This is a genomic window from Butyricicoccus porcorum (genome assembly GCF_051246315.1).
GTDB lineage: Bacteria > Bacillota > Clostridia > Oscillospirales > Butyricicoccaceae > Butyricicoccus_A > Butyricicoccus_A porcorum.
The window spans coordinates 2,024,138-2,039,118 of record NZ_CP178353.1 but is presented as its reverse complement, the minus strand read 5'-3'; the positions used below and the strand labels follow the sequence as shown (position 1 = coordinate 2,039,118).

At 48.4% G+C, this 14,981-nt stretch carries 15 protein-coding genes; all 15 read right to left on the bottom strand.

Annotation, left to right across the window (positions count from 1 at the left end; translation table 11 throughout):
* Window positions 1-41: 41 nt before the first annotated feature.
* The 15 genes from ACLM7Z_RS10095 to ACLM7Z_RS10025 all read right to left on the bottom strand — a co-directional run bounded on the left by ACLM7Z_RS10095 (window position 42) and on the right by ACLM7Z_RS10025 (window position 14,873).
* Window positions 42-662 (bottom strand): hypothetical protein, encoded by a 621-nt coding sequence (locus ACLM7Z_RS10095; RefSeq protein ID WP_087020532.1) that lies wholly within the window; start codon window positions 660-662, stop codon window positions 42-44.
* 110 nt (window positions 663-772) lie between these two features.
* On the bottom strand, window positions 773-1,672 hold the full coding sequence (locus tag ACLM7Z_RS10090; RefSeq protein ID WP_205703629.1) for an SPFH domain-containing protein: 900 nt from the start codon (window positions 1,670-1,672) through the stop codon (window positions 773-775).
* On the bottom strand, window positions 1,660-2,136 hold the full coding sequence (locus ACLM7Z_RS10085) for an NfeD family protein (protein WP_435645771.1): 477 nt from the start codon (window positions 2,134-2,136) through the stop codon (window positions 1,660-1,662). The genes ACLM7Z_RS10090 and ACLM7Z_RS10085 overlap by 13 nt, the downstream gene beginning before the upstream one ends.
* 200 nt (window positions 2,137-2,336) lie before the next feature.
* Window positions 2,337-3,110 (bottom strand): histidinol-phosphatase HisJ family protein, encoded by a 774-nt coding sequence (locus tag ACLM7Z_RS10080; RefSeq protein ID WP_087020522.1) that lies wholly within the window; start codon window positions 3,108-3,110, stop codon window positions 2,337-2,339.
* A 1-nt stretch (window position 3,111) separates the two neighbouring features.
* The gene (locus ACLM7Z_RS10075; RefSeq protein WP_435644981.1) at window positions 3,112-4,458 is read right to left on the bottom strand and encodes a D-serine ammonia-lyase; all 1,347 of its coding nucleotides are present in this window, start codon (window positions 4,456-4,458) and stop codon (window positions 3,112-3,114) included.
* Complete coding sequence (gene speB / locus ACLM7Z_RS10070; RefSeq protein WP_242969842.1) at window positions 4,445-5,332, bottom strand: agmatinase; 888 nt, start codon at window positions 5,330-5,332, stop codon at window positions 4,445-4,447. Before speB ends, ACLM7Z_RS10075 begins: the two co-directional genes overlap by 14 nt.
* Before the next feature lie 83 nt (window positions 5,333-5,415).
* Window positions 5,416-6,420 (bottom strand): ABC transporter ATP-binding protein, encoded by a 1,005-nt coding sequence (locus ACLM7Z_RS10065; RefSeq protein ID WP_435644980.1) that lies wholly within the window; start codon window positions 6,418-6,420, stop codon window positions 5,416-5,418.
* A 7-nt stretch (window positions 6,421-6,427) separates the two neighbouring features.
* A complete protein-coding gene (locus ACLM7Z_RS10060; RefSeq protein ID WP_435644979.1) occupies window positions 6,428-7,222 on the bottom strand; it encodes an ABC transporter permease in 795 nt (264 codons plus the stop codon).
* Complete coding sequence (locus ACLM7Z_RS10055) at window positions 7,219-8,070, bottom strand: ABC transporter permease (protein ID WP_435644978.1); 852 nt, start codon at window positions 8,068-8,070, stop codon at window positions 7,219-7,221. The genes ACLM7Z_RS10060 and ACLM7Z_RS10055 overlap by 4 nt, the downstream gene beginning before the upstream one ends.
* Before the next feature lie 15 nt (window positions 8,071-8,085).
* Window positions 8,086-9,198, bottom strand: a complete 1,113-nt coding sequence (locus tag ACLM7Z_RS10050) for an ABC transporter substrate-binding protein (RefSeq protein WP_087020503.1) — start codon at window positions 9,196-9,198, stop codon at window positions 8,086-8,088.
* Between the two features lie 120 nt (window positions 9,199-9,318).
* Window positions 9,319-10,140, bottom strand: a complete 822-nt coding sequence (locus ACLM7Z_RS10045) for a MerR family transcriptional regulator (RefSeq protein ID WP_435644977.1) — start codon at window positions 10,138-10,140, stop codon at window positions 9,319-9,321.
* A 41-nt stretch (window positions 10,141-10,181) separates the two neighbouring features.
* Entirely contained in the window at window positions 10,182-11,174 is a 993-nt protein-coding gene (locus tag ACLM7Z_RS10040; protein WP_087020498.1) for a CehA/McbA family metallohydrolase, read from the bottom strand.
* 187 nt (window positions 11,175-11,361) lie between these two features.
* Window positions 11,362-12,768 carry an IS1182 family transposase gene (locus ACLM7Z_RS10035; protein WP_435644792.1) on the bottom strand — a complete coding sequence of 469 codons (1,407 nt, stop codon included), beginning with the start codon at window positions 12,766-12,768 and terminating at the stop codon, window positions 11,362-11,364.
* Between the two features lie 149 nt (window positions 12,769-12,917).
* Window positions 12,918-14,546, bottom strand: coding sequence for a chaperonin GroEL (gene groL / locus ACLM7Z_RS10030; protein WP_087020495.1), 1,629 nt, complete (start codon window positions 14,544-14,546; stop codon window positions 12,918-12,920).
* A gap of 42 nt (window positions 14,547-14,588) precedes the next feature.
* On the bottom strand, window positions 14,589-14,873 hold the full coding sequence (locus ACLM7Z_RS10025; RefSeq protein ID WP_087020492.1) for a co-chaperone GroES: 285 nt from the start codon (window positions 14,871-14,873) through the stop codon (window positions 14,589-14,591).
* Window positions 14,874-14,981: the final 108 nt, after the last annotated feature.

Below are 14,981 nucleotides of genomic sequence, written 5' to 3'. Positions count from 1 at the left end.
ACATAGCAAATAACCCGACTGGTTTCCCAGTCGGGTTTTCTTTATGCCTTCGCCCCTGTTACAGTCAATTTTCCGTCGGCAGAGGAAATCGATTCCACCCGGCTGAGTTTTCCGGCCAGACTTCGATTTATGCTCGTTTCCAGCTGATTGAACGCATCTGCCCCCACCACTGTATCCGGAATTTCCATCGTCGCCACCTTCAGGCTTTTCGGCACAACTGCAACCGCGCCGCCATCGGCACACAATGTAAGCTCCAGCTGAAGCGGCAGGCTATCCGGCAGCAAATCCAGAACGGAGAGATATGCCGAGGAAATGCTGTCATCCTGCTCCTTTAACAGTGCCGCAGCATCAGACTTATTCACAGAACCGGATAATAGGACTACCCCATTTTCACCGATCTCTGCGGATAAATCGGACACTTCCAGCTGTCCGCCCAGTGCTTCCTCTACAGCCGAAAGAAAAACCTCTTCTCCGAGCACAAGTTCTGTCTGTTCACCGGAATCTCCTTCTGTTTCCTCAGCTGCATGCTCCTGCAACTCTGCCGTGCCGGGATCGTGTTCCGGCAGTGTCCTTCCTACATACAGCCTGCTGAAGGCTGCCACGCCAATTGCCGCACAGATTGCGACAATCAGAGTAATACGGAATTTTTTTACTCCACTCAAATCTGCACCACTCCATTCCCTGTGCACAGCGTATGCGTATGTCCAAAAAAATATACGTACAAAAAAGCTCCACCAGATCATCTGTCCGGTGGAGCTGCTGCATTATCTGATTATTTATCCGGAGTTTCCGTCTTCCAGACCTCCTGGAGCGAGGTTGCAAGCCCTGCAAGTCCCTGGATTTCCGACGGAATGATAATCTTGGTCGCCTTGCCGTCTGCGGCTTTTGCAAATGCCTCCAACGCCTTCAGGCGAATGACCTGGTCATTCGGTGCCGCCTTGTTCAAAAGCTCGAGGGAATCCGCCAGTGCCTTCTGCACAGTCATCAGCGCCTCTGCCTGACCCTGTGCTTCTTTGATCTGTGCTTCGCGCTTTGCATCTGCGCGCAGTACCATAGACTCCTTCTCACCCTGTGCGACAAGAATGGCGGACTGCTTTTGGCCTTCTGCAACAAGGATTGCCTCACGGCGTTCACGCTCCGCCTTCATCTGTTTTTCCATCGATTCCTGAATTGCCTTCGGCGGAATGATGTTTTTCAACTCGACACGGTTGACCTTGATGCCCCATGCATCGGTTGCTTCATCCAGAATGGTGCGCATCTTGGTGTTGATAACATCGCGGGAGGTCAGCGTTTCATCGAGTTCGAGATCTCCAATGATATTTCGCAGTGTCGTCGCGGTCAGGTTTTCAATCGCTGCCATCGGGTTTTCCACGCCATAGGTGAACAGCTTCGGATCGGTAATCTGGAAATAAACAACCGTATCGATCTGCATCGTGACGTTATCCTTCGTGATAACCGGCTGCGGCTCGAAATCAACGACCTGTTCTTTGAGTGTGACCTTGCGCGCAATCTTTTCAATCAGCGGAATTTTAAAATGCAGGCCGGTCTGCCATGTGCCCTGATACGAACCAAGGCGCTCAATGGTGTAGGCTTTTGCCTGCGGGACAATCTTGATGTTGGAAACCAGTACGATGAGCACAATCAGTGCCAAAACAATGATCACAAATACCACGATCCATTACCTCCATTTTCATCACAGTGTTCCACCATTGCCTTTACGCCGGATATTTCCCGCACAACAACGGTTTCTCCTTCTGCAATCTGTTCATTGTGGATACTTCTGGCGGTCCAGATCTGACCCATCAGGCGGATCTGACCCGTGCCATTCCTGTTGTCAATCGCCTGTACCACAACCGCCTCCTGTCCGAGAATGCGGTCTGCATTGGTTCTATCCCGCTGCGGGCGCAGAACCCTGCGCAGCAACGGACGAAGCAACAACAAAAGCACGAACGACAGGACAAGGAAGATTCCAAACTGTCCCGCCCAGCTCAAACCGGCATTTGCCGCAAGCAGCGCACCGATGGAACCGGCCGCAAACCAGAGTGTGACAAGCTGTGTCGTCACTGCTTCTATTATCAGACAGGCGATGAGCACAACCAGCCAGAAACACACCGGTGACACAGTTGAAATCAGCATCACATCGCTCACCCTCCTTCTTTGTTTACTATATCATATCCACACGGCAATGTACACAACAACACCGTAACAAAAAGATGGCAATAAGGTAAAATCTATGAAAAAGCCCGATCTTCATACCGTGGAAGATCGGGTGTCATTTATCATAAGATGAAATATCACGAGATGAAAGGAATACCTGCCCTTGAAAGCATTCAGTGTCACAGCGCCATGCAGGCCTGTCGCTCTTTGTAATATACCGGAGTCAGCCCGCACGCTGCGGCCAGCTGGTATGCCTCTTTCAGATACGCCCCTATGCTGCCGCAGTCGTGTGCGTCCGAACCGATGGTCACAGTACGCCCACCCGACTCAGCAAACCGACAGCACAGCTTACGAAGTGCAGCTACTGCCCGCCCATCTCCAAACTGCCGGGTATTGATTTCAAGCGATTTTCCTTTTGCCGCGAGACATTCCAGTATTCTGTCAAACAGATTTGGAAACTCCTCGTACAGCAGGATAGAATTTTCATATGGCGCGTGTCGGCTGACATAATCGATGTGTGCCAGGGTATCGAAATCATCATAGCTTCTGACATTTTCATACATGGCTTCCAGATATGCCGTATAAGCGCTTTTCCTGTCCGGAAAAAGCTGAAAATACGACGGATCATATAAATCCCTGCCACATACAGCATGAATGGAACCAATCACCATATCAAAGGGATAGGAACAAACCAACGTTTGATTCTTCCCCTCAACAAAGCGCTGCAATCCGATCTCCACACCGAGGAGAAGCGTGTCGCTCCGATGTGGCGCATATGCGGAAAAGTACGCTTCCGGATCAAATTCATATACCTTTGGCTCTGGAAATTCATAATCCATATGTTCCGTCAGCACGACACCGATTCCAGTTTGCCGCACATACTGCTGAACCTCGGCAATTTTCATTCGGCTGTCAGAAGAAAACGGCGTCGTATGCATATGTGTATCGTACATTTCAACTGTCCTTTTCCAGTTCCGCTGCTGTGCGCATATAGTCGTCCCGGATCGTCTGAGGCACAAGGCCTCCGCCGGTTGCCCATACAATCTGCGTGGCATTTGCCATCCGCGAAACAAGCTGATTGTCTTCCAGATAGCGTCTTGTCTCCGATTCTGTATTCATGCACACTGCACCGTGCACGGCCGCACATGCACTCGGTTCCAGAAAGATCCCTTCGGTATCCATCATGTCCTTCATATATCGATACAGCTTTTCATCGGCAACGGTACATGCGCCGCTCAGCATGGTTTTCATTATGCCGCCTACAAAAGCAGATGGTCTTCCCACAGCAAGGCCATCCGCCTGTGTCTCGCCGCTCAGACCGATATCCTGCACTGAAATTTTGTTGTTCAAACCGGTTGCCAGGCCGAGCAGCATGCAGGGTGCCTGTGTCGGCTCAACGAAAAAGCAATGAACATCATCGCCAAACACCTGCTTGAGACCAAAGGTGATGCCGCCCGGTGCGCCGCCGACACCACACGGGATATAGACAAACAACGGATGGTCTTGATCCACAACAATTTCCATCTCATCTAACTGCTGCTTCAGGCGTTTTCCAGCTACGGCATAACCGAGAAACAGATTTCTGGAATTTTCATCGTCTACAAAATAACTCTTGGGGTCTGCATCGGAAAGCATTCTGCCATTCCTGACGGCTTCACTGTAGTCGCCCTCATATTCGCGCACATCGACACCATAGCTCCGCAGCAAATCTTTCTTCCACTGCTTTGCATCGGCAGACATATGGACAACCACATGGTATCCGAGTACTGCACTGATGATACCGATGCTCAGCCCCAGATTGCCGGTAGAACCGACCTGGATGGTATATGCACGAAAAAATGCTTTCTTATCCGGATCTCCCATCTTCGCATAGCTTTCGCCCGGCTCCAACAGGTGATGCCGCAGGACAAGATCTTCCGTGTGCTTGAGCACCTCATAAATGCCGCCGCGCGCTTTGACAGACCCGGCAATGGCAAGATGACTGTCCTTTTTCAGCAGGAGTTTGCCGGTCTGTACGCTGCCGTATTTCCGGTTCAGGCATGCCTGCATCGCGTCAATCGCCACAAGCGGCGATTCAATCAGACCACCCTGCGGCTGCGTCTCCGGAAAATATGCCTGAATGAGCGGTGCAAACCGAAAAAGCCTCTGTTCCGCGTCATCTATGTCGCTCTGATTCAGCTCACAGCCCTGCATACTCTGTTCCAGACAGCGTTTATCAGGATTGATCCAAACAACCTCCTGTCCCTGTCTGAGTGATTCCAGAACACGAGAGTCCGATATGAGCGTCTCAAAGTTTTCCATGTTTTTTCCTCCATGCAATCAGGGACATAAATTCCTGTATGATTCCGGCGGCTGCAATCGATGTAATCCCGCTGCCGTCAAAAGCCGGGGCGACTTCAACGATATCATAGCCTACAATGTCCAGTTCCTTCAGACCACGAAGAATCTTAAGCGCCTCCCAGGTGGAAAATCCGCCCGGAACCGGCGTTCCGGTGCCCGGAGCAAAGGCAGGATCGAGAAAATCGATATCGAACGTGAGGAATACCTTTTTCCCCTCTGTGCGCGCACAAATGCATCGGATCACATCCTCACCGGACATCTCATGCATCTGTGCCGCTGTTATCGATTGGTAGCCGAGCTTTGCGGAATTCTCTGCGTCCTCCGCACCGTACAGCCCCTCCCGTATGCCCAACTGAATGGAATGTGCGGTGTCCACCAGACCTTCCATTGCGGCATGATAGAATGGTGTGCCATGGCTGTAGGGCTTTCCGAAGTATTCGGAAATCGTATCGTAATGCGCATCAAAATGAACCAGTGCAACCGGGCCATACACTTCGCTGCACGCCCGCAGCTCCGGCAGGGTAACACTGTGATCTCCGCCCATGGCAATCGGAATGATGCCCCGCGCAAAAATCTCCTTCATCTCTTTCTGCATCACATCAAACGACTCTTCCACATATCCCGGTACAGAGCCGATATCGCCGTAATCGACACCGGAGCACTGCGCAAAGATGTCAACCTCCAGTTCCGGATGATACGGCTTTGCCGCGAGCGATGACATTTCCCGGATAGAAGCCGGGCCAAAACGCGCGCCTGCGCGATAGGTTGCGCAGGTATCAAACGGAATTCCGAGCACAGCGAAATCAATGTCATCCAGCGTTCTGATATTCTGCATCCGCATGAACGTCTTAACTCCGGCAAATCTTGGGGATTGTAAAGAATTTACTGTTCCGTATTTCATATATTTGTTCTCTTTCATTATAATCTAATACAGTTGTGGTCTGCAACTGCCAGTTTGACCTTATTCCCGTTCTGGAAAAGTGTTTTGCTGCGGAACAGGACATCAACCTTGAGAATGATTCCATTGACCCGGACACGGTACTGCAACACATTGCCCTTCGGCGTGTTGTCGACAATCGTGCCAGTAAAGCAATATTCTTCGTCTGTTTCACCATCGACAAATTGCAGCGTTTCCGGGCGGATGGCAATACCTTCCGGTGCCGTCACACGCTTGCCTGTGACAGCTGCAAACTGCTCTTCCGACAGGATATTATAATTTCCGATAAAGGTAGCGGCAAATTTGCTGACCGGCGCAGTATACATGCCGATCGGATCACTCGACTGCTCAATTTTTCCGTCATGGAACAGATGGATGGTGTCCGACATGACCATCGCCTCATCCTGATCGTGCGTGACAAAGATACTGGTGAGACCCAGCTTTTTATGCACCTCGCGGATGCTCTGCTGGAGTGCCTTTCTCAGCTTGGCATCGATGGCACTGAGCGGCTCGTCCAACAGCAGCACCTTCGACTGCTGCACAATGCTGCGTGCCAGTGCAACTCTCTGCTGCTGTCCGCCAGACAGACTGACCGGATAGGCCTTCTCCTTCCCGGTCAGCTCGACCATTTCCATGACTTCCTTCACCTTACTGTCGATTTCATCCTGTGGCTTCTTTTTCATTTTCAGACCAAACGCGATATTTTCCTCTACCGTCATGTTTGGGAACAGGCTGTAATGCTGGAACACCATGCCGATGTTTCTATCTTTTGGCTCAAGTCCGGTGATATCCTTGCCGTCCATGATAATCTGTCCGGAGGAAATTTCCTCCAGACCAGACAGACAACGCAGAAGCGTGCTCTTGCCGCAGCCAGACGGTCCCAGCAACGTGACAAACTGCCCCTTTTCGATATTCAAATTCACATTTTTGAGCACGTGATTTTCGCCATAAAATTTATCAATATTCCTGAATTCAATATATGCCATCTGGAATTTACCTCTCCTTCTTTTTGTCTTTCTGTAGGCCGAATACTGCCAGAGAAATCAGCAGCGTTACGATAAACAGCAATACAATAACGGCGCTTGCCTTTTGTCCGGACTGCTTCATGACAGCATACAGATACATCTGTCCGGTTGGGAAGTAGTTGCCCGCCAGCGTATTGATGATGACAAAATCGCCAAACACAATCGACAATGCCAGCATGGCGGAGACCATAACACCACTTGCAATGTTGGGAAGGATGATGTTCCAAAATGCATAAAACCTTCCAGCCCCCAGCATCTGTGCCGCTTCCAGTAGTCTCGGCGCGTGTACTGCATTCAGATTATTGCGCACACCCTGATAAATATAGGGAAGCACGACGATGCAGTAGGTGCAGACCAGCATGAATACGCGGTTGGAAAATGGCTCCGGCGCATTGACATACAATCCCAGCACACTGATCGGAAGGATAACGCCCTGAATGGCATATGGGATCGTACAAATCACCTTCATGATGCTGTCCAGCTTAGGCAGGTACACCACTACCACATACATGGCAAGCAGGACAACAATGGTACAAATGACAATCGGCACAACGGAGATCAGGACTGTTCTTCCAATGCAGCTCCAAAAATACGAATCCCGGAACAGTTCCAGATAGGCATTCAGTGTAAATCCTTTGGGAAGAATCGTAATCCATTCGGTAAACAGCGAATAGATAAAGGTCAAAAGCAATGGGAACAAAAGATAAATTCCGATAACCCACAGAAGCCCACTGCTTCCTCTTTTCTTTCCGGTTTCTCTCATTCCTGGTGCCCCCTGTCTTTCTGTAGAATCTTCTCATTGATGAAAACGGAAAGGACCATCAGTGCCATCAGTATGACAGCCAGTGCGCCGCCGAGATGCGGATTTTGTACGACATCTCCGACAAACTGTTCCGAAATCCGAATCGGGAGAATCGAAACATTGTTCATCACCAGAGCATACGCAGTCGCATAGGCCGCGATGGCATTGGCAAACATCGTGGAAAAGGTACCCAGGATGCTCGGCATCAGTACCGGAATACCAACCTTCATCCAGAATGTTCTGCTGGTACCTCCCAGCAGCCCGACAGCATCCTTCCATTCCTTTTTGATGGACTCGAATGCCGGGAGCAGCAGAAGTGTGGACAGCGGAATCTGGAAGTAAATATAGGTAAACATCAGGCCTACAACCGAATACAACGGAAATTCTGCCAGAAATTGAATGCCGTATTTCTGTCCGATCAGGGTGAGAATGCCCGTGTTGCCCAGCATGATAATGTAGGCAAATGCCAGCGGAACGCCCGAAAAATTGGAAACCATATTGAGCAGGCTCATGAAAATCTTTTTCGCTCTGCCGCCTTTTTCATAGGCCGCCTTGGATCCAAAGAATGCCACAAACAGGCCGATGACAGATGAGAACACCGCAATAATCAGGCTATTAAAAATAGCTGACCGATATAGTTTTTTGGTAAAAACCTGGACATAATTGGCCAAGGTAAGACCAATCTCTCCGCTCTCTGGTGTAAAGCTTCTTACGATAATGGTTGCAATCGGGATAATCTCAAACAGCCCCACCAGAATCACGAACGGAAGCAATGCCAGCAAATACTTTTTTGTCTGCGTCTTCCTCATAATTCCACTCCCTGTTTATTTGGCGTATGCCATGACTTCTTCATTCCACAGAGAGGGAAGCTCTGCCACGGTTTCTTCCCATGCTTCCTGATCTTCTACCATCTTTACATTGTTATACTGATTATCCGGGATCATTTTTTCCTCCAGCTCGGCCGGCAGATCTATATCGCGCACTGTTTTCGCATACCCCTTTGCCAGATTCAACTGTCCCTCATCACTCAGAATATATTCTCTCGTCAAAGCTGCCGCATACGGACGTTTGGTATACGCGTTGATGATAGTTGTGTAACCACTCTGTACCGAACAGTCGCTCGGAATGCACATCTCAAAATCTGCATCCGGATTGTTTTCCTTGATCTGTTCGCGGTAGCCGATTCCTACGAAATCCCAAATAATTGCAACGCCAATTTCACCCTTTTCAATGCGGCTGAAATTGAATTCTCCCTTATCCAGACGTCCCTGCTCCGCAAGCTGGCGGAAGAAATCCAGACCCGGTTGAATGTTGCTTTCATCTCCGCCCATTGCATAAGCCGCAGCCAGCACAGCATACTGTGCTCTGGTGGACTTTGCAACGTCACCGATGGATACGACATAGTCGCCGTCCAGCAGATCCTGGAATGACGTCGGCGCATCCGGAACCAGCCTCTTGTTGGTCATCAGCGCCATGGTTCCGTAATATGCAACCACCCAGTCGCCATCATCATCTTTTGCCCAATCCGGGATTTCATCCCAATAGCTGGTCTTATATTTGAGAGTCAGGCCCTTTTCTTCTGCAACTGCGCCGTAGGTCTCACCCACATCACCGATATCCTTGGTCGCATTGTTCTTCTCCGCCTCGAACATCGCCAGTTCCTCTGCGGAAGACAGGTCGACATCGGTGTGCTTCAATCCATATGTATCGTAAATTCCGCTCCACGTATCATCCCAGTTTGCCCAGTCATCCGGCATACCTACGGAATTAACTTCTCCTTCTTCTTTCGCCTTGGCTGTAATCTCTTCCAGAGACATGCTGTTCAAATCTACACTTTCTGTTTGTGTGCTGCCTGTACTTCCGCAGCCTGCAAGACATGCGGCAGAAATCGTAGCTGTTAAAACCGCAGCCGTCAATTGAATGAATCTCTTTTTCATTGTTACCTCCTGAAATTAAATGGATCTTTTTTGACTTCTTTTACAGCATACTTCTTTGTGCAGCAAAAACTTCAACTCATGAATCAGTAAAGTTTGTTAAATTCAAGAAAATTCTGACCGCTATTGTACCGGAATTTGAATTTCCAGCACGGTTTCCTCCGCATTGTTGGTCAATGTGACATCGATTTTATATATTTGCAAAATCTTGCCGCAAATTCGATAGTTTTTCTCCTGAATGTACTGCTTGATTTTCTCAAAACAGCGATCATATTTTTCCAGAACTCCATTTTTATAGTACATGCAGACATACTTACCTGACGGAATTTCCCTCAAATAAGTTGTGTCCGCCTTTTCGGGAGAAACCAGCAGCATCGGTACAGCCGGAATAAGCTGATCGTTGGGGACAAGCAATCTCTCGTCAGCTATGACTCCTACCCGGTCACTGGCAAGGATCGGTATTTTTTCTCTGATATAATTCTCCAGCTTGGTGAACGCCATCGCATGCTCTTCCCTGTCGCCCGCTTCCTTTCCAAAGGTAACCATATAACGGATTGGAAATTCCATTTCAAATACGGTTTCCATTTGCGGAAGGTCAGACAAACTTCTCAAAAACGCCAGCTTCCGGAGCAGCGCCTCATTCAACTGCATTTGTTCCTGTAATTTTCGTTCAAATTCCCTCTGATACTCCTCCAGCATCGAAAGAGACTTTTGAAAATTCCGATTGTCAAGGTATTCCTGAATCATATTCAGACTCATACCGGCCTGACGCAGTTCAAGAATGGTTCCGAGGCGTTCATACTGGCGGATCGAATAATACCGTCGTCCGCTCTCCGAGGTATAATCCGGTTTCAGCAGCCCGATTCTGTCGTAATATCTCAGAGTTTCACTTGTGATGTTTTTTAATTTTGCCAGTTCTGAAATTGAAAGTACATATTTGACCATGTTGTCTTTCCTCTGTATTTTTGGGTGTGCGAAAAAGGGACTCATCTGAGTCCCTTTAAAAAGATTGGATTCGTCCATGCGGTATTTCCGTGTCGGTCGGTGCATTCAACCCGGATGTAATCCTCATTGCCGCGCAATGCAAACCTCGCCTCGGTTATGTCATCTTTCCCTGACCGGGATACCACACATCCTCCTGCATTGATGTAATTGCCTGCGATAAAATTTACTCTGTTTACTGAACTGCACTGCACATATGCCACATTGTCCCGAATACCCCAGTCAAAGATTTCCGGGCCAGAAGAAGAATAATAATTTCCGTCCACAATGGCCTGAACAATCGATTCATGGTTCAGCTTCTCCGCTTTGACTACGATATATCCGCCAAAACTGTCCTCCACAATGCCATCATTGTGGTTGTCATCCGAAGCAACGGCAAAAATTTTCTTTCCCTTGCGCAGCATAACATCCCAATGCAGAGAATCAACTCCTGTTGCACTTTCGTTCACCGTGCCGTAATTAAAAATTTCCATTGCCGTACAACCCTCAATATCGATAAATTCATCCTCCCTGACTCTGGACCAGACAGGGTGATTGTAGGTAGTAATGCATCCATGTTTTTTCAGATCATCCTGAAGCTCCTGCGCCACAGCTGCGCCATCCCAGTTGCCGTAAAACAGACGCGGCGGATAATATTCCAGATGATGAAACAGATTGTGTTCTGCGTTCTTTTGCATCTCTTCCGTTCCCAGGATGCCGTGAATATGATGAATCCGCAATCGTTCCGTTTTACTCTCATCCTCATACAACACGGCTGATGCCTCCAGAGCGGGCAAAATAAGAAACGTATCACTGCCCAATTCGTTGCGGTAATCGGAATATAAATCGTGATCGCTGATGGCCAGAAAATGATATCCATGCTCTTTATATAATGCAGCAACTTCGTCAGGTTTCAATAATCCATCTGAATTTGTCGAATGGCAGTGCAAATTGCCTTTGTACCATGTTCCTGTTTCGGTAAAACCGTTGATATTCATAAAATCACCTCTTCCCTATCGTATCTGCCCCCAATGCTGCAATCTACCATACCAGCGTAAAATTTTGGTTAAGTCTTCTTAAAATGTAAAGCTTTGATTTTGACATCAGTTAAAAAATGTGTATAAAAGCAAAAAAATTCCCGCCTTTCGGCGGGAATTCGAGCCTGTCGAAGAACCCGGCTGCGCATTAAGCGAGAGCCAGATTTTGGCACATATAGGGAAAAAGCCGGAAAACTGGAATAGGGAAATGGATCTTCCACTTCCACATAGCCAGCTTTTTCAGATTCATGGCAGCAAATTTAAGCTTCACCCAGTTGGTAACTTGAGCCAAGCCTCGATATTGTGTATAGCGCATACCATGCTTTTCTTTGGCATCTGCAAATACACGTTCAATCTTTTGTTGTCGGAGTTTATATAAGTCACGATATTCAGTCATATGACGTGCGTCTTCTGCCAACTCTACATAATCAGCCCATACGTGTCTGGTGACAGTCTTTTCAAACTTTGCACTCGATGTACACAGCTCTCTGGTCGGACAATGTTCGCAGACGTATGACCTGCTCTTATATTCACGATATCCATCTTTGTTCGTTGTTGCATAATGAAGTGTTTTATACTCCGGACAGATTACACAATCATAATACTCATCATAAACATATTTCCACCATTCATGACCGCCTTTCTTTGTCATTGGACGTTTATATGCTGTAGATAATACTCTTCCACTCTCAAAAATACGTTTACAAATCGAAGGAGTTTTGTAGGCGCTGTCTGCTACTATCGTTTTATGTTCTGGGTAATGTTCGCAAAGCTGGTCATATAACGGGTCAAATGCTACACTGTCATGTACATTTCCTGCTGTTACTTCTACGTCGAGAATAAAATTATGCTTGTCACAGGCTGTATGCGCTTCGTAGGCAAAACACTTCTTGTGTTCACCTTTATGGAATACGCCGGCATCCGGATCCGTTGTCGAAACTGTTATTTCTTTCTCCTTTGGCGGTGTTGAATCGTCATCATCGTTGAATGGCTTTTTGTCGTGTTCTTCGCGATCTCTGTTAATTTCTTCCCGCAGCTCCTTTGCATATCGTTTTGCTTCAACTGGAACAGCTTTTCGTGCTTTTTTCTTCATGTTTGCACTTGCTTTGATATGTGTCCCATCGATAAAAATTGCACTCGTATCCAGAAATCCTTCCTTTGCTGCTGTGTTCAATATCCACCGAAATATATATTCTACAGTTGCTGTTGTAAAACGATGCTTAAAATTATAGCTTACTGTTGAAAAATGCGGCACCTGCTCATTCAATGGATAACCGATAAACCACCTGTATGCAACATTCATATTCACTTCTTCCAGCGTCCGCCGGAGCGATGGTATCCCATATATGTGCTGTATCATTACAATCTTAAACAATACTACCGGATCGATACTTGGCCTGCCGTTGTCCTTGCAGTACAAATCATCTACAAATTCATAAATTTGTTTGAAATCTACTGCTGCATCTATTTTCCTCAGTAGATGATCCTCGGGCACTAACATATCCAGACTTACAATCTCTACTGCCTCTCTGTTTTCCTTCCCTTTTACTATCATTTTATCACCTGTCTCTCTTATCTTTATTATAACAGAAAAAGCCGCCTTTCGGCGACTTTTTCGACAGGCTGAAATTCCCGCCTTTCGGCGGGAATTCTTAAATCGAGAATCTCTCGTAAATTTGGTGTACCTTGTGTTATGGCACTGACTTAGTACATGCCACCCATGTCCGGAGCAGCCGGAGCAGCAGCCGGAGCCGGCTCCTTGATGTCGGTAACAATGGACTCGGTTGTCAGTACGGTAGCTGCCACAGAAGCCGCATTCTGCAAAGCAGAACGGTTAACCTTCGTCGGATCAACAATACCGGACTCGATCATATCGCAGTAGGTCTCGCTGTAAGCGTCGAAGCCATAGCCAACCTTGCCGGATTCGCGGATCTTCTCCAGAACAACTGCGCCATCGATGCCTGCGTTTGCAGCAATCTGCTTGATCGGAGCCTGAAGTGCCTTTGCAACGATGCTGACACCAGTCTTCTCATCACCTTCGCAGGTATCAGCAACAGCAGCAACTGCGGAAACTGCATTGACATATGCAACGCCGCCGCCGGCAACAATACCCTCTTCAACAGCAGCGCGGGTAGCGTTCAGTGCATCCTCAACACGCAGCTTCTTTTCCTTCATTTCAGTCTCAGTTGCAGCACCAACCTTGATGACAGCGACACCGCCAGCCAGCTTTGCCAGTCTCTCCTGGAGCTTCTCACGGTCGAAATCAGAGGTGGTCATCTCAATTGCATGACGGATGTTTGCAACGCGTGCCGCAATTTCTTCCTGTGCGCCAGCGCCGTCAACAATGACAGTGCCTTCCTTGTTAACCTTGACCTGACGTGCACGACCCAGCATATCCAGCGTAGCGTCCTTCAGCTCGAGGCCGATCTCTTCCGAAATAACCTGGCCGCCGGTCAGAACAGCGATATCCTTCAGCATCTCCTTGCGGCGATCGCCAAAGCCCGGAGCCTTAACTGCAACACAGGTGAAGGTGCCGCGCAGCTTGTTCAGAAGCAGGGTAGACAGTGCTTCGCCTTCCAGATCCTCTGCAATGATGAGCAGCTTCTTGCCGGTCTTGACAATCTGCTCCAGCAGCGGCAGCAGATCCTGAATGTTGGAAATCTTCTTATCGGTAATCAGGATAACAGCATCATCCAGAACTGCCTCCATCTTATCGGTATCCGTTACCATGTACGGCGTGATGTAGCCGCGATCGAACTGCATGCCTTCTACGATTTCAGAATAGGTCTCAGCGGTCTTGGACTCCTCGACGGTAATAACGCCGTCAGCGGAAACCTTCTCCATTGCCTCAGCAATCAGATCGCCGATTGCAACGTCGCTGGAAGAAATCGCTGCAACACGAGCAATATCGCTGGTGCCCTTGATGTTCTCGGAGTTACCCTTGATTGCTTCAACCGCAGTAGCAACGCCCTTGGCGATACCCTTGCGCATAATCATCGGATTTGCGCCTGCTGCAACGTTCTTCATACCCTCAGTGATGATAGCCTGAGCCAGAACGGTAGCAGTCGTAGTGCCGTCGCCTGCCAGATCGTTGGTCTTGGTTGCAACTTCCTTGACCAGCTGTGCGCCCATGTTCTCGAACGGATCATCCAGCTCGATGTCCTTTGCGATGGTAACGCCGTCGTTGGTGATCAGCGGGGTGCCGTACTTCTTGTCGAGAACGACGTTGCGGCCCTTCGGACCGAGAGTTACCTTAACCGTATCAGCCAGCTGGTCTACGCCGCGACCCAGTGCACGGCGAGCTTCCTCGCCGAAAAGAATCTGCTTTGCCATGATATAATAGCCTCCTAAATGATGGGTAATAAATGCTTAAACTTACTCGACAACAGCCAGAATGTCGTTCTGACGGACAACGATCAGTTCCTCGCCGTCAATCTTGACCTCGGTGCCGGAGTACTTGCTGGTGATTACCTTATCGCCAACCTTAACCTGCATAACGACTTCCTTGCCGTCGACAACACCACCCGGGCCAACAGCCAGAACTTCTGCTACCTGCGGCTTTTCCTTTGCAGAGCCGGTGAGAATGATACCGCTCTTGGTGGTTTCTTCTGCTTCGGTCATCTTGATGACAACGCGGTCAGATAAAGGCTTGAGCTTCATAATAAAAATCCTCCTAAGATGATTAAAATAACTTCTTCAGGTTTAGCACTCGATTACCCGGAGTGCTAACGTATATTATATTATATCATTTGCCCCGAATACGCAAGA

Excerpts from the sequence above, each read along its gene's own strand:
- ACLM7Z_RS10085 (WP_435645771.1), bottom strand. The coding sequence starts at position 2,136 with ATGCTGATTTCAACTGTGTCACCGGTGTGTTTCTGGCTGGTTGTGCTC.
- ACLM7Z_RS10080 (WP_087020522.1), bottom strand. The coding sequence starts at position 3,110 with ATGTACGATACACATATGCATACGACGCCGTTTTCTTCTGACAGCCGA.
- ACLM7Z_RS10075 (WP_435644981.1), bottom strand. The coding sequence starts at position 4,458 with ATGGAAAACTTTGAGACGCTCATATCGGACTCTCGTGTTCTGGAATCA.
- speB (WP_242969842.1), bottom strand. The coding sequence starts at position 5,332 with ATGCAGAATATCAGAACGCTGGATGACATTGATTTCGCTGTGCTCGGA.
- ACLM7Z_RS10065 (WP_435644980.1), bottom strand. The coding sequence starts at position 6,420 with ATGGCATATATTGAATTCAGGAATATTGATAAATTTTATGGCGAAAAT.
- ACLM7Z_RS10060 (WP_435644979.1), bottom strand. The coding sequence starts at position 7,222 with ATGAGAGAAACCGGAAAGAAAAGAGGAAGCAGTGGGCTTCTGTGGGTT.
- ACLM7Z_RS10055 (WP_435644978.1), bottom strand. The coding sequence starts at position 8,070 with ATGAGGAAGACGCAGACAAAAAAGTATTTGCTGGCATTGCTTCCGTTC.
- ACLM7Z_RS10050 (WP_087020503.1), bottom strand. The coding sequence starts at position 9,198 with ATGAAAAAGAGATTCATTCAATTGACGGCTGCGGTTTTAACAGCTACG.
- ACLM7Z_RS10045 (WP_435644977.1), bottom strand. The coding sequence starts at position 10,140 with ATGGTCAAATATGTACTTTCAATTTCAGAACTGGCAAAATTAAAAAAC.
- ACLM7Z_RS10040 (WP_087020498.1), bottom strand. The coding sequence starts at position 11,174 with ATGAATATCAACGGTTTTACCGAAACAGGAACATGGTACAAAGGCAAT.
- ACLM7Z_RS10035 (WP_435644792.1), bottom strand. The coding sequence starts at position 12,768 with ATGATAGTAAAAGGGAAGGAAAACAGAGAGGCAGTAGAGATTGTAAGT.
- groL (WP_087020495.1), bottom strand. The coding sequence starts at position 14,546 with ATGGCAAAGCAGATTCTTTTCGGCGAGGAAGCTCGCCGTGCACTGGGT.
- ACLM7Z_RS10025 (WP_087020492.1), bottom strand. The coding sequence starts at position 14,873 with ATGAAGCTCAAGCCTTTATCTGACCGCGTTGTCATCAAGATGACCGAA.